Genomic DNA, 20400 nt, shown 5'->3' with positions numbered 1-20400 from the left:
AAAATAAAATTAAGTCAATTTTACTATGTAATAATCATTGAAGTCACCAATATTTATTATTAATGAACATCAACATTCCAAATGGCACAGCTAGCTTTTAATAGGTTAACTGCAACCATTAAATAAAAAATCTGTTTTTTAATTAATCAAACTCAAAGTCCACTCGCTCATTTCCTAATAAAGTTTTCAACTCTATTATTAGCGCATCTTCAGGTACAATCCGCCAAGTTGTACCAAATTGAAGACGTACCACAGAATCTTCTCTATGATAATAGAGATTAATCGGGACACTACCATGTCGATAAGGTTCTATAATTTGTTGTAATCGTTGTAGAATTGGACGGTTAACTTCAACATCAGATAAGGTTACGGATAATCCTTTAACATACTTAGCCCTAGCATCTTTTAAGTCGACAATATCGCGAACCGACATTTTAAATCCGCCATTGAAATCATCATGGCTTACTTGACCTGAAACGATTAAAATTTTATCTTTTACTAATAAATGACCAAACTTTTCTAATGCATCAGAAAAAAGCAAACCATCAATTCGACCTGATCTATCATCTAAAGTAAACAATCCAATCTTATTACCTTTTTTAGTTATTCGAACCCTCGCATCCATAACAATACCGGCAAAAGTTGCCATTTTTCCCCATCCTGTCGGAGCTGCTTCACTTATTCTGACGCCTCCAGAGTATCGATTAAGTTCTTTTAAATATTGCGTAACTGGATGACCTGTTAAATATAACCCTAAAGCTTCACGTTCACCATCAAGTAATACTTGTTCGGGTAATTCAGGAACAGCAGCATAAGCATTTTCAACTTGTTCTGGCTCCTCAGCTAATACACCAAACATATCTTCTTGCCCAATGGTTTGAGCTCTAGCATACTGATCTGCTGCTTGCATGGCGTCATTGATACTATGCAAAATAGCCGCTCTATGAGGACCTAATTTATCAAAAGCTCCAGCCATAGTTAGTTTCTCTAACACGCGCCGATTGATTTTCTTCATATCTGTTCGAGCACAAAGCTCAAAGATATTTTTAAAATAACCACCACTATTACGTGCTTCGACAATAGCCTCAATTGGGCCCTCACCAACACCTTTTATTGCACCAATACCATATACAATTTCGCCTTTATCATTTACATGGAAATGATAAAGACCACTGTTAATATCAGGAGGATTTACTTGCAGCCCCATTCTTAAACACTCATCAACAAGACCCACAATTTTATCTGTATTATCCATATCAGCAGTCATTACGGCTGCCATAAATTCGGCTGGGTAATGCGTTTTCAACCATAATGTTTGATATGAAACAAGTGCATAAGCAGCTGAGTGAGATTTATTAAAACCATATCCGGCAAACTTCTCAACCAAATCAAAGATATGCATGGAAAGTTCACCATCAACGCCTTGTTTCTCAGCGCCTTCTTTGAAGACCGAACGCTGTTTAGCCATCTCTTCTGGTTTTTTCTTACCCATTGCTCTTCGAAGCAAATCGGCGCCACCAAGTGTATAACCAGATAGCGTCTGAGCAATCTGCATGACTTGTTCTTGATATAGGATGATACCATAGGTCGGTTCTAAGATTGGTTTAAGTGATTCATGCTGATGATTTATATCAGGATATGATACTTCCTCCCGACCATGTTTACGGTCAATAAAATTATCTACCATGCCTGATTGCAACGGGCCTGGTCGAAATAGAGCAACTAAAGCGATCATATCTTCAAAACAGTCAGGTTTTAAACGTCTGATCAAGTCTTTCATTCCACGCGATTCCAATTGGAATACAGCTGTTGTCTCAGCTTTTAATAATAATTGGAACGATTCTTCATCATCAAGTGGTATACGAGTAATATCAACTGGTGGTTTTCCATCTTTTAATCGGCGCTCATTAATCATTTTAATAGCCCAATCAATAATGGTTAAGGTCCGTAACCCTAAAAAGTCAAATTTAACAAGCCCTGCGTATTCAACGTCATTTTTATCAAATTGTGTTACTGGGTGATGACCTTCGGGATCGCAATAAATAGGAGAAAAATCGGTAATCTTAGTCGGAGATATTACTACACCACCGGCATGTTTACCTGCATTTCGAGTTACCCCTTCTAATTGTCTGGCGATATCAATGAGAGACTTAACTTCTTCGTTGTTATCATAAAGCTCTTGAAGTTGAGGCTCAACTTCAAATGCTTTAGCTAATGTCATACCCGGATCAAGTGGAATTAATTTTGAAATACGATCAACAAATCCATAAGGATGACCAAGAACTCGTCCTACATCGCGAATAACTGCTTTAGCAGCCATTGTACCAAATGTAATAATTTGAGATACTGCATCGCGACCATACATATCAGCAACGTGATCAATAACCATATCACGCTTTTCCATACAAAAATCAACATCGAAATCCGGCATTGAAACCCGTTCTGGATTTAGAAAACGTTCAAAAAGTAGGTCAAATGCTAATGGATCTAAATCAGTTATCTTTAGAGCATAAGCAACTAAAGAACCGGCTCCTGAACCACGTCCTGGGCCAACAGGAATATCATTATCTTTTGACCATTGAATAAACTCCATGACGATCAAAAAGTACCCAGGAAAGCCCATTTGGTTTATTACGTTTAATTCAGTTTCTAACCGCTCATCATACTCAGGGCGTCGCTGTTTTCGAACTTCTGGATCAGGAAAAAGAAACTCAAGCCGCTCTTCTAAACCTTCACGTGATTTATGCACCAAAAAATCTTCGGTTGACATATCACCCGTAGGAAACTGTGGTAAAAAATATTCGCCGAGTCGAATAGTCACATTACATCGTTTAGCTATTTCAACACTATTTTCCAATGCCTCTGGAATATCGGAAAACAATTTGCACATTTCTTGTTCCGATCGTAAGTATTGCTCGGATGAATAGTTTTTCGGCCTACTTGGATCTTCAAGTGTATTACCATCGTGGATAGCTACTCGAATTTCATGCGCTTCAAAATCAGAAGATGATAAGAAGCGCACATCATTAGTCGCCACAACCGGTAAGGAATATTGCTCAGCGAGTTTAATTGCGCTATGAATAAATAACTCTTCATTGGCGCGATTTGTACGGACTAATTCAAAATAGAAATGTTGATTAAAATTTTCTAAATAGTAAGTGATCGCCTCATCAATAATCGCTTGATTATCGCGAATAACACCAATACCAATATCACTTTCACGGCCAGCTAATATGATTAAACCTTCTCGATGGATAGTTAGCCATTCTTGATCAACAACAGGCATATCACCAATATAGCCTCGCTGATAAGCTTTTGAAATTAATAAGGTAAGATTTTGATAGCCTGTATTGTTAGCGGCTAATATTGTTAATCGATAAATATCATCACTTAGCTGTGAACTTTTAATTGCTAAGTCAGCACCAATAATGGGTTTAATGCCTTTTCCCATGGCTGATCCATAGAACTTAACTAGTCCACAGAGATTGGTAAAATCAGTAATTGCAAAAGCAGGCATTTGCAATTTACTTACTTCATTGACTAAAGCACCTACTTTAGCGATACCATCAACCATTGAAAAATCGCTATGCAAATGAAGATGAATAAACTTAGGTTCGGTCATATTTACCAAAAGTAATTACACAAAAAATTAGCCACAATTATAGCACAAACCAGACGAATATTCTTATTGCTTTATTTATCAAAAAATCGACTAATAAAACAATAAATAAAACTTCCGTTATAAAGAACGGAAGTTAATCAAATTAGTCTTAAAAATTATAAAAAGTTATTTGCGCCGTAAACCTTCAGCATTAGCTGCTTTTATTGCAGCAAATACTGTTTCTGGAGAAATTTCTGCAGGAGAATTATGAATTGATTCACCTTCAGCACAAGCTAAAATTGCCACTTGCATTAAATCATCATCGCTAACATTAGCTAATCCAATTTCTGCTAGCGTAGTTGGCAATCCAACCGACTCACAAAAATGATAAACAGTCTCGATCATTTCAGGATCGCTATCGATTAGCATTAACATAGCAAGCGTACCAAATGCTACTTTTTCACCATGCCAATAATTATGCGTTGCTTCTAATGCTGTAAATCCATTATGAATGGCATGGGCAGCTGAAAGCCCACCACTTTCAAATCCCAATCCGGAAAGAAGTGTATTAGCTTCAATTACATGTTCTAGAGCTGGAGTTACGACTTTTTGTTCACAAGAATTTTTAGCCTGAACACCATACTTAAGTAAAATCTCAAAACAAAATTTTGCTAACGCAAATGCAGTCATTGGACCTGATCGTCCACTCATATTCCCAGCTTTTGATTGTCTACAATCTTCGGCCTCAAACCAAGTTGCTAAAGCATCTCCCATACCGGCAACTAAAAATCTTACAGGCGCATTAGCGATAACTTTTGAATCAACTAATACTACATCAGGATTTCTGGGTAACACAAAATATCTTTTAAATTCACCAGTTGGTGTATAAATTACTGATAAAGCGCTACAAGGCGCATCTGTAGAGGCAAGCGTAGGGACCACAACACAAGGGTAGTTAATCGTTGCTGCAACCGCTTTCGCTGTATCAATAACCTTCCCGCCACCTATACCCACAATCACATCAATATTTTGAGATTTAGCTAACTCAATTATCCTTGCAATCTCTTCATCGCTACATTCTCGATTAAAAATATCTACGATACTTTCAATATTACCTGATAGTGATTTTTCGATAGTTTTAGATAAATTTTTATGTGCAGATGGACTTTCAAGTAATAATGCTTTTTTTCCAAGCCTTGCTAACTCTTGGCCTAGGCTATTTTCAATTGCATTAAAACCTTGAATGTAACGATTTGGAAAAAGTGCAGTAGTAATCATAATAACAGCTCCTAAAAAATAAAAAATCCTGCATAGATAAATCTTATTATTTTAAGAAATATTTCTATCTATATTTTTAGATTAAAACATACGCTTTTATTATTAATATACTACTAAATATTTTAAAAAATGAGGTGTATGCCACATTTTTTATTGTGAAATGTATTATTGAAAATGAAAAAAGGAAATAGTTGCTTCCCATCACCAAATCGTGATGGGAAAAATGGAGATTAAATCTTCTTGAATAAGACTGAACCGTTAGTACCACCAAAGCCAAATGAATTACAAAGAGCATATTCTAAGTTTTTCACTTGACGAGCTGTGTGTGGAACATAATCAAGATCACATCCCTCATCAGGATTATCTAAATTAATTGTTGGAGGAACAGCCTGATCGCGTAATGCAAGTACAGTAAAAATAGACTCAACCGCACCAGCTGCACCTAATAAGTGCCCAATCATTGATTTAGTTGAACTTACCATTACTTTGTTGGCATTTTCTTTAAAAATGCTTTTAACTGCTTGAGTCTCAGCTTTGTCGCCAGCAGGAGTTGATGTACCATGCGCATTAATATAACCAATATGTTCAGGTGTTATTCCTGCATCACGAATCGCGCATTTCATAGCTAATGCCGCTCCGCTACCATCTGCTGGAGGTGAAGTCATATGATAAGCATCACCACTCATACCAAAGCCAACTACTTCAGCATAAATCTTAGCACCACGCTTTTTAGCATGTTCATATTCTTCTAGGAACATGATACCTGCACCGTCACCAAGCACAAAACCATCACGATCTTTATCCCATGGTCGACTTGCAGCTTTTGGGTTGTCATTATTAGTTGACAATGCACGCGCAGCCCCAAAGCCACCGATACCAAGAGGAGTGCTCGCTTTTTCACCACCACCAGCTAACATCGCATCGGCATCACCATATGCAATCATACGCGCTGCATGACCAATATTATGTACGCCAGAAGAACAAGCGGTAGCAATAGTAATACTTGGACCTTTTAATCCATAAATAATTGATAAGTGACCAGCGATCATATTTACTATAGTCGATGGTACAAAGAAAGGACTAATTTTACGTGGTCCACCATTAACTAATGCACTATGATTTTCTTCAATTAATCCTAGTCCACCAATACCTGAACCGATAGCACAACCGATTCGCTCTGCATTTTCTTCCGTAATTTCAATACCCGCATCTTGCATTGCCTGCATACCTGCTGCAATACCGTATTGGATGAAATAATCCATTTTACGAGCATCTTTACGTGAAATATTATAATCTTCGCCATCAAAGTTTTTAACCATCGCTGCGAAGCGCGTTGCGAAAGGGGCTGTATCAAAGTGTTCTATAAGTTCTACACCACTTTGACCGGCTAATAAAGCTTGCCATGTGGATTCAACTGTATTACCTACTGGAGATATCATGCCCATTCCAGTAACAACAACTCTGCGTTTAGACACATTGTCCTCCAGAAAAGGATTGAAATGAAATTTGAATCATTGAAAATTTTTTATGAGTTTTCAAAATTAAATTGGAATCCACTCTATAAAAATAGAGATACAAATACAAACTAGGCGATCATTTGACCGCCTATTATGAAAACTCTGCTAACCTTATTGATTTGCAGTAATATAATCAATTGCTGATTGTACAGTTGTAATTTTTTCAGCTTCTTCATCAGGAATTTCAGTATCAAATTCTTCTTCTAAAGCCATAACTAATTCAACTGTATCAAGAGAGTCAGCGCCAAGATCTTCAACGAAAGAAGATTCATTTCTAACTTCATCCTCTTTAACACCAAGTTGCTCAACAATAATTTTCTTAACTCGCTCTTCAATAGTGCTCATACTCTTTTTTTTCCTATAAATATCGCCGAAAGTGGCGGTGAATGTAAGTTTATAAAATGTTGAAAAAGATGCCAATCATTTTTCAACCCAATTGCTTATTTTTTGTTCAAAATATGAAATTATTGACTCATTTTACACTATTCTGATCAATTACACCATATACATGCCGCCATTGACATGTAAAGTTTCACCCGTAATATAAGATGCCTCATCAGAAGCCAAGAACGCTACTGCATTAGCAATTTCAGCTGGTTCACCTAAACGCCCTGCTGGCACTTGCGCTAATGTTAACGCCTTTTGTTCATCAGTCAATGCTTCTGTCATATCTGTTGCAATGAACCCTGGTGCTACCACATTAACCGTAATACCTCGAGATGCAACTTCACGAGCTAATGATTTACTAAATCCAATCAATCCAGCTTTTGCCGCCGCATAGTTAGCTTGGCCTGCATTACCCATAGTACCAACAACAGATCCTATAGTAATAATTCTACCATAACGTTTTTTCATCATAGTACGCATTAATGCTTTTGATAAGCGGAATACAGACGTTAAATTAGTATCTAAAATATCTTGCCACTCGTCTTCTTTCATTCTCATTAATAAATTATCACGAGTGATACCTGCATTATTAACCAGAATATCAATATCGCCAAATTCCGTTTTAATTGTATTAATAACTGATTCAATAGATCCTTCATCGGTCACATTTAGTGCTAAACCTTTACCTTTAGTGCCTAAATATTCACTTATGGCTTGAGCACCTTTTTCGGTTGTTGCAGTTCCAATAACGGTTGCGCCACAAGCAACTAATTTTTCTGCAATTGCCTTCCCGATCCCACGGCTTGCACCAGTAACTAAAGCAATCTTTCCTGATAGGTTCATAACTACCCCTTTTACCTTCTATTTAGTATTTTCTATCGCAACATCTAATGATGCTTTATCATTAACAGCATAAGCCGATAATGAATCAACGATTCGTTTAGTTAAACCAGTTAAAACTTTGCCTGGTCCGATTTCAACTAACATTGTTACACCTTGTTTTGCCATATCCTCTACTGTTTCAGTCCAACGAACAGGGCTATATAGCTGAGCGATTAATGCTGTTTTGATTTTGTCTGCTGATGTTTCAACTTTAACATCAACATTATTAATTACTGCAAATTTAGGAGCATTGAATGTGATATTATTTAATGCTACCGCTAATTTATCAGCGGCTGGTTTCATCAAAGCACAATGTGAAGGCACGCTAACTGCCAGTGGTAATGCTCGTTTAGCTCCAGCCTCTTTACACAGAGCACCTGCTCGTTCAACCGCTTCTTTATTACCCGCAATAACAACTTGACCAGGTGAATTAAAATTAACTGGTGCAACGACTTGACCTTGAGCCGCTTCGTCACAAGCTTTACGGATCGAATCGTTATCTAAACCAATGATAGCAAACATTGCCCCTGTACCACTTGGTACAGCTTCTTGCATTAGTTTTCCACGTAGCTCAACTAATTTAATTGCATCTTTAAAATCAATTACGCCAGCACATACCAATGCTGAGTATTCGCCTAAACTATGGCCTGCCATAAATTCTGGTTGAGCGCCATTAATACTTTGCCAAACACGGTAAATAGCAACAGATGAAGCAAGTAATGCTGGTTGAGTTTGCCAAGTTTTATTTAATTCCTCAGCAGGACCATCTTGCACTAAAGCCCATAAATCATAACCTAACACTTGTGAAGCTTCATCAAAAGTTGACTTCACAATTGGATAGTTTTCAGCAAGATCTTTTAACATACCTACAGCTTGTGAGCCTTGTCCTGGAAATACCATTGCAAATTTGGTCATTTTGAAATCCTTGATTACTTAAAATAAGTTATAAATTAAAATTTAACGAGTGCAGAGCCCCAAACGAAACCACCGCCGAAAGCTTCTAACAATATTAACTGCCCTCGTTTAATACGGCCATCTCGCACACCTGCATCTAAAGCGCAAGGTACCGATGCAGCAGAAGTATTACCTTGTTTATCAAGCGTTACAATAACCTTACTCATATCCATATCAAGACGTTTAGCCGTAGCTGAAATAATTCGTAAATTAGCTTGATGAGGAACTAACCAATCTAAATCTGATTTATTAAATGCATTCTCAGATAATAGCTCATCGACTAAATTTGAAAGTTCTTTGACTGCAACTTTAAATACTTCATTCCCATGCATTGTCATATAAACTGGATCATTAAGTGAACGACGATCGACATATGGATATTTTAACAATTCACCATAACGACCATCAGCATGAAGATGAGAAGCAATAATTCCTGGTTCTTGTGAAGCACCCACTACAACAGCTCCTGCACCATCACCAAAAATAATAATTGTCCCGCGATCACTTGGATCAACACCACGAGTTAACATATCTGAGCCAACCACTAAGGCATATTTAATTGCACCACTCTTCACATATTTATCCGCAATATCAAGCGCATAAATAAATCCTGAACAAGCAGCTGATACATCAAATGCAATTACATCACCCAGATCCAATTTGGCCTGTAATTCAGTAGCTGAACTTGGAAAAGCATTAACCGATGTTGCTGTTGCAACAATAATCAAACCAATCTCTTGTTTATCGATTTTCGCCATTTCAATCGCATTAATCGCCGCTTCATAAGCCATACTAGTAACGGTTTCATCGGGTGCAGCAATGCGTCTTTCTTTAATACCAGTACGGGTAGTTATCCATTCATCACTAGTATCGACCATCTTTTCAAGATCGGCATTGGTTCTTATTTGTTTTGGAAGATAGCTTCCTGTTCCTAATATCTTTGTATACATCTAATTATTCGCTCTTAGGTAGTGCAGAAGAAAGACTATTGGCAATCTTCTCAGGTATATTCGTTTCGATAGCTAAAATAGCTTGCTCAATTGCTGCAAAAAATGATTTTTGATTGGCACTACCGTGACTTTTAATCACAATACTTTGAAGTCCAAGTAAACAGGCACCATTATATCGTCCAGGATCTAAATAACCAAAATTTTTTACTATTTTTCGTTGAAGCCATTTACTCAAAAATTTCATAATTAATGAGTTTTGCCCTAATAGCATTTTAAATGATGACATGAAAATTTTGATTAATCCTTCTACTGTTTTGAGCGTCACATTACCAACAAAACCATCACAAACAAGCACATCAGTTTTACCGGTCAACAGCTCATTGCCTTCTAAATAACCGATATAATTAATTTGATCATTGGCTTTCAAAATAGACGCCGCAGCACGAATTTTATCTAGCCCCTTAATATCTTCTTCACCAATATTAAGCAGAGCAACGCGCGGATTTTTAATATGAAGGACTGATTTTGCTAGTATTTCACCCATTATGGCAAACTGCACTAGCATATCACTATCGCATTCTGCATTAGCACCTAAATCAAGCACAACAGTATTTTGGTTATTTAACGCAGGAATGGTGGCAACTAATGCCGGGCGATCGATACCAGTTAAAGAATGCAACAACAGCTTAGATAGCCCCATCAACGCACCAGTATTACCGGAACTGACACAAGCCTGAGCCTTACTACTTTTCACTAACTCTAATGCAATCCTCATTGAGGAACCTTGGCTATGCCTAATTGCATATGATGGTTTCATATCGTTAGCGATGATCGCAGTAGATTCAGTTAACATCAAACGACCATTTTCTTGATATTGAGTAACCAGCTTTGCATTTTCTTTAGACAAAAAAAAGCCAACTTCCTTTAAATCACCGACAAGAAAGATAGAAAGGTTTGGATAATGGTGTAATGCTTGAATTGCAGCAGGAACAACAATACGAGGACCGAAGTCCCCGCTCATAGCATCTAACGCAATGGTTAGATTATCCAAAATGTCACCTGAAGATTTCTAGTTACTAAATAATTATTTAGAAATCACTTTACGACCGCGATAATAACCATCAGCGGTTACGTGATGACGTAAATGTGTTTTACCTGATTCATCAACTGAGATATTAGCAACAGTTAATGCATCATGAGAACGACGCATACCACGTTTTGCACGAGTTTTACGATTCTGTTGAACAGCCATGGATTTACCCCTTATTCTTTAAACTAACTAAAATTGCAAATGGATTTGGTTTTTCATTCTCCGCTGGAATTTCACCAAATACCATATCTGCCTCTGACACTTCGCAGTGTTTACTATCATGCACCGGCGCAATTGGTAATGAGAGAATAATTTCGTCCTCAATTAACGCTAATATATCTACTTCACCAAACTCGTTAACTAAAACGGGTTCATAATGTTCCGGTAATGCCTCTGTTTGAGCATCGCTCTTAACAGGGCTGAATTTATTCATCACATGGACTTCAGTGATAAAAGGTTTAAAACAACGCTGACAAATCAACTCAAGCGTTATTTTTGCATCAATGGTGATAACGCAAAATCTTTGTTCATCATAATCAAAAGATAGATGACATTCGATATCACTTTTTGGACTTTCAATCCTCGTTGCACTTTTTGCTGGATAATATCCAACATAATCAAGTCTTTTTTGTGCTGCTTTGATTGGGTCAATTGTTAATGGTAATTTATTTTGCATAAGATATGCATGTCTACCTTAAAAATTATTAAGTGCAGCTAAAAACCACACAAAGCCATAAGGCGCGCATATTACCTTTAAATCACTGTTTCGTCAATGGGTAAGCACAAGATAATTTGTTTTCATTATTAATTATTCCTTTAATATTTATCATTTTTATTTCCTGACATTAGTATTAGAAAAAAAAGTTGAGGAGCGGGGTTTTTTAATATCCAAAATCGTTATTTATTTGATCATTGAAATTCTATTCACTTAATAGAAATCGCTTTCCCAATTTCAAATTTAAAGCAAATTAATTATGATAGCCGCCCAAAACTGTCTTTTACTATGGCTTGAAAATCATCGAAACTTCGACTATTTAGTAACCGCTTAGTTGATCTTTCTTTAACAAAATTAACCACTAAATTATAGATTCGCATCGCATCTTCATATTCATCTTTACTGATTGCTAATAAGAAAATGACATGCGCAATCTCATTTTTATTCCATTCAATACCTTGAGGAGCCAAAATAGTTGTTACCACTGTCTTTTTAGCCAACAACCCTACTGAATGGGGAATAGCAATATTTTCACCAATTAAGGTTGATACAATATTCTCTCGCTCCACCACCGATGAATGAAAATCTGATCCAACATATCCTGATTTCTCAAGGCGCTGACAAATTATCTGAAACAGTTCATTTTGTGTCATTGGCTTATCAATAATTAGGAAAAACTTTTCATTAAAAAAGCGCTCAATAATATATGGCATTGTGCGATCTACCATAGATAATCGCCCTAATTGTTCAAGTTGATAAGGTGTTGGAAATGGCGCTATTTTTACTATTTGCTTATCTTTTTCGGTCAAGCGAACGGTAGAGACAACAAAATCTTCCTCAATATGAGTTAACTGCTCGTATTCTCGATAAGAAAGCGTTCGTTTAATTAAAATATGAGGGAAATCTCGTTTAATCTTTGATTCAATCATACGCAAGGTGGCATTACCTAATTCACTAACGAGTAAAATTTGCACTAATCTTTCATATCCAGCACTATAGTTACGCTCTAATGCGACGCCTATATGAATTGCTAAATAACTAATTTCATCTTCAGTCATTTTAACATCAGTAAATTTATGAATATTCGCTAATGCTGATAAAGTAATATCATAGGCAAAAGGGTAATATTGCTTAATTTCATGTAGTAATGGATTGGAAGTATGAATTTTATACTTGATCCGAGATAGCATCGATGAAATATGGATTAACATATCTTGGCGAAGTTTCATGTCATCTTTCAAATTATAGTGATAAGAATCATTGATATAAGACAAGATATGTTCAAATAACTCTAGACTTTTAGCTTGATTAGGTGATTGCATAATAGTGCGCGACATAATCTGCACACATAAATAATTAAATTCAGCATCTGAAAGTGCACTGCCTAAAAAATAAGAAAAGCCTTCAGAGACCTCTCGTGCAGCTCCAATTACTGTAGAATCAATATGATCCACTTGATAGTCCAATAATTCATGACCTTGCGTAATTCTAGTTATCGAGACTGCACAACAATAGAGCAAATACCCTTGCCCTTCCGAAGTTAATTTCAATTCAAAACGTTCAAACTGGTCTTGTAATAGGCTTTCAAGATACTCTAAATCAATATCAGGCAATATTGCCTGTATTAAACGATTAACATTGATAGTATTGCCCGTTATATGGTGTTGCCATAAAATATCAGTTAAACAAGCTCGGATAGCTGATTCCTCTCCGACTAATCGCATACCAGAATAAGGACGATTATCGAGCGATAAATGGTATTTGTCTAAATACTGCTTAACTTCAATAACATCATTTTGCAATGTATTACGGCTTAAAAACCATTCACCAGCAATATCATCCAATTTTACAGATTTAGATTGTGTTAAAAATGCAATAAGTAAGGCGGAAACGCGTTCTTTATTAGTGCGAGGAACCCGTTCAATTTGCTGAACGATGGGTATTGTTGCATAAAGGTTAGAATCAACTATTACAAGGCGATAACCAATATTTTTAATATAATCAACCTGCGCACCATAAGTTTGTAACACATCATTTAAAGCAGAAATATCCGAACGAATAGTTCTTATCGATACTGAAAAACGATTTGCTAGCTCTTTTTGAGGTAGCAATTCATTTTTTATCGTATCAAAAATATAAGCTAATCGTTGATAAGGGAATAGCAATTTAGATGCCATTACTCATCCTGCTAATTTTTGCGTAATAGCTAAAAGTTGTTTAACATCTTCAGTTCTTGTCGCACCAGTTTCTTTATCAATAATTGACGTATAAATATGTGGAATCACTTTTTTTACACCTGCATCTAAAGCAATTTTCAAAATGGCTTCATAATTGTCTAAATCTATTCCCCCTGTAGGCTCTAGATAAAAATCATATTCAGCACAGCATTTAGCTACATATTCATATTCATTTACATGTTTTAAACCACCCATAGGAAAATATTTTATAGAGCTCCCTCCCATATCTTTTAATAACGCAATAGCGGTTTCAACAGGTACGATTGCAGCGGGTGATTTTGAACTTAATGGTCCGGTTGCGATATTAACTAAGCCCACTTTACCTGTTGGTGATACAAGTCCATTGATTACAGTTTCTTTTTGCCCTAACAAAGCGCGACTTGTTCCTACTCCAGTAAAAACTTGATTGACATGTTGAGGCTGAAGAACGGCTGATATTTCAGACACCATGTTAGATTGGTTTGGATCACCCGCGCCAAGACCAACTGAAATTGCATTATCAATGGCTAAAGCATATTTTTTCATATCAGTAATTGCTTGCTCATTATCTGGATAGTTTTTTGATAAGACGCCAACAACAACATAAGTTTGAGCAGCTTCATAAATAGCACGCGCATTATCAATTGAATTGGCTAGTACATTCAAACAGACACGGTCATTAAAATAATTTGGTGTTAATTGCATTATTTTACTCCTTGGATAATTTTTTTAATTTTGTTATAGATAATATCAAGCTGTTCGGCAGTTACACTGCGAACATCTGCATCTACTTTGCCTTCATTGGCCTTATATTCCCTAAAATAGACTGCAACTTCACCTTGCTTCATCAGCTCAATCATTTCAATTGCGGTTTTACCAATAACTTTTGAATCAAATGATATTTCTGCTCGAGCAATATCGCGCCCTGCACCATCCCAAACAACTTTTGCCGATATGCCATCAATTGAATTTAATTTTTCAATAAATGGTGTCATTTTAGAAACCATTTCTTGTCCAGTTTCTTGTTTTGGATCATTAATATATAATTCAATAGCCTTTGTTAAACCTAAAATACCTTCTTTCCCCACTTTCATTGGTCTTCCAATACCTTGAGACTGAAGTTTAAGCCACTCAATTGCTTGATGACGACCAATGACTAATCCACTAGTCGGCCCTTCAATAGCTTTTGCACCACTATAGATAACTAAATCCGCACCTTGTTGATAATAGGCTTGTAAATCCTCTTCTGCAGCGGCATCAACAATTAAAGGAATATTATATTTTTTGGCAATCGTGGCGGTTTGAGCTACGGATAACATACTTTTTTGCACGCAATGGTGTGATTTAACATATAAAATAGCTGCAGTATCAGGATTAATTAGTGATTCAATATGCTCTGGTTTACACTCATTCGCATACCCCGCCTCAACGACAAGCCCACCACCCAAAGACACCATCGTACCGATAGGAGCACCAAAATTAACGTTATGTCCTTTGGGAACAATAATTTCACGAGGTACATATTTATCAGAACTATGGAGATTAAATAGCAAATCACGATCATCTTTAACAATTAAACCCGCGACAGCTTGCGCAATTCCAGCAGAAGCACAGGACACAACTACAGCATTTTCTACATTAAGTAATTTAGCAATGTATTGACCTGTTTTATCAACAAGATCTTTTATTTCAAAATATTCATTCAAACCATGAGATACGGTATCTACCACTTCTGCTCTAGGGGTTGATACACCTAAAATAGTCATTCGCCCGGAAGCATTAATCACTTTTTTCAAATGGTATTTACTGTATATTTCTTTTTCAGTTTGAGATTCTGAGCTCATTTTCACTACCTTCTTGTATTATTTCAATAATATTATTAACGATAGAAGCCAAAGGAACAAACTGCTCATGACATTCACGCACATCACCTTCTGAATCAGTAAACAAAACAGTCTGCTTTCTTACATCAAAAATAGTCAAATCAGCATCATAGCCAATTGCTATTTCTCCTTTGTTTTTTAAATGCAATATTTGTGCCGCATTTTTCGTCACACTATCTATAATTCTAGTTTTGCTATAACCTAAACAAATTAATTTACTCATAACATTAGCCAAGCTAAATACTGGGCCTTGTAAGCGATTTTTAGAATAAATATCAGAACTGATAGTGTTAGGATAAACATCTAAACATTTAGCGCGCTCGGCAACAGCAAAACTAAAACTTTCACCGCCATGACCAATATCTAAAATGACGCCACGCTCAATAGCGCGTTTAATTGAATCTCGCAGATTATTTTGTTTATCGAATATTTGATTTGGTTTACCATTAAAACAGTGAGTAATAATGTCGCCTTTAGTTAATAAATCTGCAATTTCATCAAGTTCAGGAGGATTATTACCAACATGAATCATCAGTGGTAAACCAGTCTTTTTCTGCATCTCTTTCGCTTTGATTAATGGTAAAATACCATTGTCACCAACAACGCTACGGCTCATCCTAACTTTTATTCCAATAATAAAATGAGGATATTTAGCGAGTGATTTGTCAAATAACGCAACATCAACATCTTGCATATCAGCAAGCTCATTTTGCCTTATTAAGCCAATTTTTGAGATATTTAAAAAAGAATAAACATGAGTTTTAGCTTGCATAGCTAAATCATAAAACTCATCAATATCTAGGGCACCAACACTGCCGGCGTCAACAACTGTCGTCACCCCAGCCTTAACACCAATTAGATCGGGTTCATCATGATATATAGGTGATCGCGCAAAGCAGTGAGTGTGAGAATCTATCCAACCAGCACTGATATAGTGTTGACTTTTTAGATCCAACACCTGTTCAGATGGGGCTGTTATATCCTTGCCAATTTCAACAATTTTGCCATGGTTAATAGCGATATCAGTTACTGAATCATTAATAAGTTTGGCATTTTTTATAATTAAGTCATACATAATTTAATCCAACCCCTCCACCATGTTATAAATAGAGGGGAACATGACGTTATATAATTGGGAAGATACCACCAAAGATCATGGCACCCAAGATTGCACCACCAGTAATAGGTTTTTTCCACACATAAAATAGTAGTGCACCAAGCAGTGAACCTATACCGATTGGAATAGAAGCAACCATAGCTGATAAAATAATCATTGGACCAAGAAATCTACCTGAAGCATTCCCCGCGCCCATCATGACATCAGCCCCAAAGGTTGAACCACCGCCACTGTTAACGGTAAATTTACGTATCAGGATGATAATTAAGCCTATTGCTAAACCGAGAATTAAACCTGTTACTAATGCCACAAAAAAATTCTCAATTGGCAATGTATAGCCACCAGCTAATAACAGCGCAGGTACCCCTAAACCAATACCGGTTTGTAGTGCACCGCCGATATCAAGGATACCAACTAGCGATCCTTCAATAACACGTGCAAATAAAAAGCTCGCCCCAAAAGCTGCTACAGCGCCATAGTCGCCCGTTGTCATTCCTGATTTAAGCATTGCAACAAAGGCAATTTCATTAAAAGCGCCAATACCATATACATAGAAAGTATGCGTCCCAGCAAAAATACCAGCAGAGAGTAATCCACAAAGAATAGGGAAAGACCAATCTGCATACCAAAAACTTTTATTAATGGTTGTTTGAGTATTCATAATGTGTTGTTCCCTATATTATTTAAACCAATAAGACAAACCATCTCGAAATGAATTTATCATCTTCATATCAAAACCACGGAAATATCCGCTCATGACAAATAAGATGATTACTGCAACAAGCATGATTTTCATTACTCGATTCCAACCACTGTCATCTACACCTTTGCCAATCAAGATTCCCAGAACTAATCCTGGCACTGCATTACCCATAATTAATTGGGCAAGGCCACCAAACAATGTCCCCCAAAAACCACTTCTTCGACCAGCATCTAAGGCAGCTAACCAGAAAATAACTGGCATCACTGTAGCCACAAGCAAATTCGCAGCTGGAACTAGGACTTTTGTTGCAGTAATTTTTAATGAATCAGGAATAACTGATGTCGTTGTATTTAAAAATAACACAACAATCACACCGATAAATGCGCAAGCAAACGCCATTTTCTTAGGATCATGTAGCGTTTGAGCTAAATTTCGGTTCTTTATCATCAATAATGCAGCGCCCCAGTTTGGGATAATACGATGATCAACATCTTGCGTGAATGAACCCGCAGCAACTGATGAAGCCCATGCATTAAAAAAGAATCCTAAACCAAATGAAAAGTGAGCAGCTGGATCACCCTCACATGAATTGAGCTCACCTAGGGTACGAAATGCCCCCATACCTTGATAGGTTGGAGCATGAAACATTCGAGCGGCACCCGCTCCTACTCCAAATCCACACAGTCCACCAATTACAATAGACTTTAACGCTATAATTAGAATTTCCATGACTTTCCTTTTACGTTATTTAGAGATAAATTTAATATCGCTTAGATCGATAAACGTAACATTTACTGATACATCAAGAGTGATGTCATAAAATGCTTTTTTTCTAGGTAAAAAGATAAATAAAAAACGTTCTGTAGTTATCTTTTCTGTAGCAGAAACAACACTAATATCTAGGGGTTCAATTCGTAACATTATATTATTCGTATTTTTAAGCACCTGTTTCTGCACTTGGCTTAAGGCTATGGCAAATGCACGCTGCTTTGAATCCCCTTGCCCGGTTACTCTTACTTGTATCTGCTCAGTTTTTTTCATATTTCAAACCTATTTAAGAACGAGGGTATTTTTTTAAAAATGCTTGGGCGATACGCTGACCAAGCTCTACCGTATCCATAAAACCAAAACCAAGCACTTTACAACCATCATTAATGGCAGTTTCACCTTCTTCAATCGAACGCATACCATGTCGTTGTGAATAACCATACTTATTTTGGGCTGTTATCGCACCCGCGCCACCACTTCCACAAAACGAAAGCCCTAAATCCGCATTTTCTTGATTCATCACATCACCTAATTTCATATCGGCGGCCATACCTGGTATAACAATTGCGCGACATCCATCAATAGAATTGATTCCTTCTGCAATTTTTTGTCCTTTTCCCATTCTATCGCCGATTACGATGACTACTTCTGCCATAATTGTTCTCCTATTAATTATCGTTTTTTATATCTAGTAACTTGTTTAGTTGGCCATGGCCACCTCATAATGAACAGCCAATAAATAAACCTCTTCCATTGGAAGATTATTGAATAGTTCTACTGTTTTACGCGAAAGAGCTAAAGCTTGCTCTGATAATTCATCAAATATAGTGGGATCGACTTCGGGGAGTTTTTCTAAAGTTTTTGCTCTTTCTACCATCGCTTTAACATGTGATAACAGCATCGCTTTTTGCACATCATTTTGAGTGATTTGATGCTCAGCTAACCAATGATTAATGATTTTTATCGTTTGCTCAGTAACAACTTCGGGATCTAAATCATCTTCGACCATTCGGAATTGTGGCATAGTCATTATTATTCTCTTGTTTATTTATAAGATGACTTAGCCTAAATGAAATAACAATCAATGTGGAGAGAGACTTTTTCCTATTGCAAAAGGAAATTTATTGTCATGATGAGTGAGTTCTGTAACTAACAAGGATTGTCGTGTTGGATAAGTAATTGAGTAAATTGATTTCAAACTTAATCATTAAAAACGATTAAAAACGTCATTAACGCCCTAAATTAATATTAAAAAACCCCGTTCCTCAACTTTTTTTTGATGATCGGGGTTTTAATGTTAAAGCTGATTATTGTGGAGAAGATATATAACCAAGATCGTTTTATTAAAAATTACCAGCTACCGGAAGCGCCACCGCCACCGCTAGAACCTCCACCGCCGCCGCTAAAGTCGCCGCTATCGCTAAAACCACCGCTAGAATCACCAAAATCGTCACTTCCTCCGTGACTATTTCCTCCTCCGCCAGCTCCGGGAGTTAAAAAGTTGCTAACTAGGAGACTGAAACAAAATACGACAAACATTATAAAAAACAGAAAAAATGCTATCTCAAATATATATTCCACATGCCAAAGAGTGTATCCAGCAACAGATAATGCGTTAAATAAACCAGTACGAAAACATTGTTTGGTTTTATCTTTACGATACAATAATTTGGCAAGTATAAAACAAATAACGAATGACACCAGCGCATAATAAGCGAAGTTTTCTGTAAATAACTGTTCAATCCTAAGGCCTTGTTCATTATCTTCACATTTCGGGGTAGGATTATCGATTTTTTGTTTCAGCACAGATAAGGCATTATCAATACCTTGATAATAGTTATTTTGTCGAAATTCTGGCGCTAATTGCTCACGAATGATTTTACTGGCCACTAAGTCGGTAATAGTTCCTTCAAGCCCATAGCCAACCTCAATTCGCATGAGTTTATCATCTTTAACAATAACTAATAAAATACCATTGTCTTGTCCTTTTCGACCGATTTTCCATTGAATAAAGGCTCTATCTGCGTATTGTTCTACCGTTTCATCATCAAGTTTTGGGATCATTAAAACCGCAATCTGGGCGCCATCTGTTCGAGGCTTTTCAAAGCCAATTAGGCTTGATTCTAATGACTCTTTTTGAGAATCGGTTAAAGTTTGAGTCGTGTCGATAACACGATGTGCAAATTCCGGGATGTCTGTTAGCCCATAACAAAACCAACTGAATATTAACAATAAACTACTTAGAAAATATCTTTTCATTATATTTTCTGCCTCATGACTAACAACGCTAAATAAAACTATTATATAGTCAAATCAAAATCTTACTATTAAAACTTAAT

General features: G+C 36.6%; 20 protein-coding genes. All 20 read right to left on the bottom strand.

The genetic code is table 11. The features are described 5' to 3' along the window. Positions 1 to 142 precede the first annotated feature (142 nt). The 20 genes from dnaE to GYM76_RS00540 all read right to left on the bottom strand — a co-directional run bounded on the left by dnaE (position 143) and on the right by GYM76_RS00540 (position 20320). Positions 143 to 3622, bottom strand: a complete 3480-nt coding sequence (gene dnaE / locus GYM76_RS00635; RefSeq protein ID WP_220225549.1) for a DNA polymerase III subunit alpha — start codon at positions 3620 to 3622, stop codon at positions 143 to 145. Between the two features lie 165 nt (positions 3623 to 3787). Beyond that, the gene (locus GYM76_RS00630; RefSeq protein WP_220225548.1) at positions 3788 to 4879 is read right to left on the bottom strand and encodes a glycerol dehydrogenase; all 1092 of its coding nucleotides are present in this window, start codon (positions 4877 to 4879) and stop codon (positions 3788 to 3790) included. 230 nt (positions 4880 to 5109) lie between these two features. Next, positions 5110 to 6354, bottom strand: coding sequence for a beta-ketoacyl-ACP synthase II (gene fabF / locus GYM76_RS00625; protein WP_255561358.1), 1245 nt, complete (start codon positions 6352 to 6354; stop codon positions 5110 to 5112). Between the two features lie 153 nt (positions 6355 to 6507). Next, positions 6508 to 6741 carry an acyl carrier protein gene (gene acpP, locus GYM76_RS00620; protein WP_065561838.1) on the bottom strand — a complete coding sequence of 78 codons (234 nt, stop codon included), beginning with the start codon at positions 6739 to 6741 and terminating at the stop codon, positions 6508 to 6510. 150 nt (positions 6742 to 6891) lie between these two features. After that, entirely contained in the window at positions 6892 to 7626 is a 735-nt protein-coding gene (fabG, locus tag GYM76_RS00615; RefSeq protein ID WP_065561837.1) for a 3-oxoacyl-ACP reductase FabG, read from the bottom strand. An 18-nt stretch (positions 7627 to 7644) separates the two neighbouring features. Continuing rightward, positions 7645 to 8580, bottom strand: a complete 936-nt coding sequence (gene fabD / locus GYM76_RS00610; protein WP_065735198.1) for an ACP S-malonyltransferase — start codon at positions 8578 to 8580, stop codon at positions 7645 to 7647. A gap of 35 nt (positions 8581 to 8615) precedes the next feature. Further along, entirely contained in the window at positions 8616 to 9569 is a 954-nt protein-coding gene (locus GYM76_RS00605) for a beta-ketoacyl-ACP synthase III (RefSeq protein WP_220225547.1), read from the bottom strand. A gap of 4 nt (positions 9570 to 9573) precedes the next feature. Next, entirely contained in the window at positions 9574 to 10620 is a 1047-nt protein-coding gene (plsX, locus tag GYM76_RS00600; protein ID WP_081303428.1) for a phosphate acyltransferase PlsX, read from the bottom strand. A 33-nt stretch (positions 10621 to 10653) separates the two neighbouring features. Beyond that, the gene (gene rpmF, locus GYM76_RS00595; protein WP_025316508.1) at positions 10654 to 10821 is read right to left on the bottom strand and encodes a 50S ribosomal protein L32; all 168 of its coding nucleotides are present in this window, start codon (positions 10819 to 10821) and stop codon (positions 10654 to 10656) included. Between the two features lie 4 nt (positions 10822 to 10825). Next, positions 10826 to 11335 carry a 23S rRNA accumulation protein YceD gene (gene yceD / locus GYM76_RS00590; protein WP_220225546.1) on the bottom strand — a complete coding sequence of 170 codons (510 nt, stop codon included), beginning with the start codon at positions 11333 to 11335 and terminating at the stop codon, positions 10826 to 10828. A 296-nt stretch (positions 11336 to 11631) separates the two neighbouring features. After that, positions 11632 to 13551 carry a transcription antiterminator gene (locus GYM76_RS00585; RefSeq protein WP_220225545.1) on the bottom strand — a complete coding sequence of 640 codons (1920 nt, stop codon included), beginning with the start codon at positions 13549 to 13551 and terminating at the stop codon, positions 11632 to 11634. A 3-nt stretch (positions 13552 to 13554) separates the two neighbouring features. After that, positions 13555 to 14295, bottom strand: a complete 741-nt coding sequence (locus tag GYM76_RS00580) for a KDGP aldolase family protein (RefSeq protein WP_220225544.1) — start codon at positions 14293 to 14295, stop codon at positions 13555 to 13557. Beyond that, positions 14295 to 15434 (bottom strand): DgaE family pyridoxal phosphate-dependent ammonia lyase, encoded by a 1140-nt coding sequence (locus tag GYM76_RS00575; protein ID WP_220225543.1) that lies wholly within the window; start codon positions 15432 to 15434, stop codon positions 14295 to 14297. The genes GYM76_RS00580 and GYM76_RS00575 overlap by 1 nt, the downstream gene beginning before the upstream one ends. Continuing rightward, positions 15412 to 16548 carry an amidohydrolase/deacetylase family metallohydrolase gene (locus GYM76_RS00570; RefSeq protein ID WP_220225542.1) on the bottom strand — a complete coding sequence of 379 codons (1137 nt, stop codon included), beginning with the start codon at positions 16546 to 16548 and terminating at the stop codon, positions 15412 to 15414. Before GYM76_RS00570 ends, GYM76_RS00575 begins: the two co-directional genes overlap by 23 nt. A 49-nt stretch (positions 16549 to 16597) precedes the next feature. After that, positions 16598 to 17251, bottom strand: coding sequence for a DUF4310 family protein (locus GYM76_RS00565; RefSeq protein ID WP_065561829.1), 654 nt, complete (start codon positions 17249 to 17251; stop codon positions 16598 to 16600). Positions 17252 to 17269: 18 nt separating this feature from the next. Continuing rightward, on the bottom strand, positions 17270 to 18022 hold the full coding sequence (locus tag GYM76_RS00560; RefSeq protein ID WP_065735203.1) for a DUF4311 domain-containing protein: 753 nt from the start codon (positions 18020 to 18022) through the stop codon (positions 17270 to 17272). Positions 18023 to 18037: 15 nt separating this feature from the next. Then, the gene (locus GYM76_RS00555; RefSeq protein ID WP_220225541.1) at positions 18038 to 18334 is read right to left on the bottom strand and encodes a DUF4312 family protein; all 297 of its coding nucleotides are present in this window, start codon (positions 18332 to 18334) and stop codon (positions 18038 to 18040) included. 13 nt (positions 18335 to 18347) lie between these two features. Beyond that, positions 18348 to 18716, bottom strand: a complete 369-nt coding sequence (locus GYM76_RS00550; protein ID WP_065561826.1) for an SFCGS family glycine-rich protein — start codon at positions 18714 to 18716, stop codon at positions 18348 to 18350. Positions 18717 to 18761: 45 nt separating this feature from the next. Then, positions 18762 to 19091: a PRD domain-containing protein gene (locus tag GYM76_RS00545; protein ID WP_065561825.1), complete on the bottom strand. Its 330-nt coding sequence runs from the start codon at positions 19089 to 19091 to the stop codon at positions 18762 to 18764. A 320-nt stretch (positions 19092 to 19411) separates the two neighbouring features. Continuing rightward, positions 19412 to 20320: a YgcG family protein gene (locus GYM76_RS00540; RefSeq protein ID WP_220225540.1), complete on the bottom strand. Its 909-nt coding sequence runs from the start codon at positions 20318 to 20320 to the stop codon at positions 19412 to 19414. Positions 20321 to 20400 lie beyond the last annotated feature (80 nt).

Origin of the sequence: Gilliamella sp. ESL0443 (assembly GCF_019469165.1) — a bacterium.
Lineage (GTDB): Bacteria > Pseudomonadota > Gammaproteobacteria > Enterobacterales > Orbaceae > Gilliamella > Gilliamella apicola_E.
The sequence above is the reverse complement of the archived record's forward strand: the minus strand, read 5'-3'. Positions and strand labels throughout refer to the sequence as shown.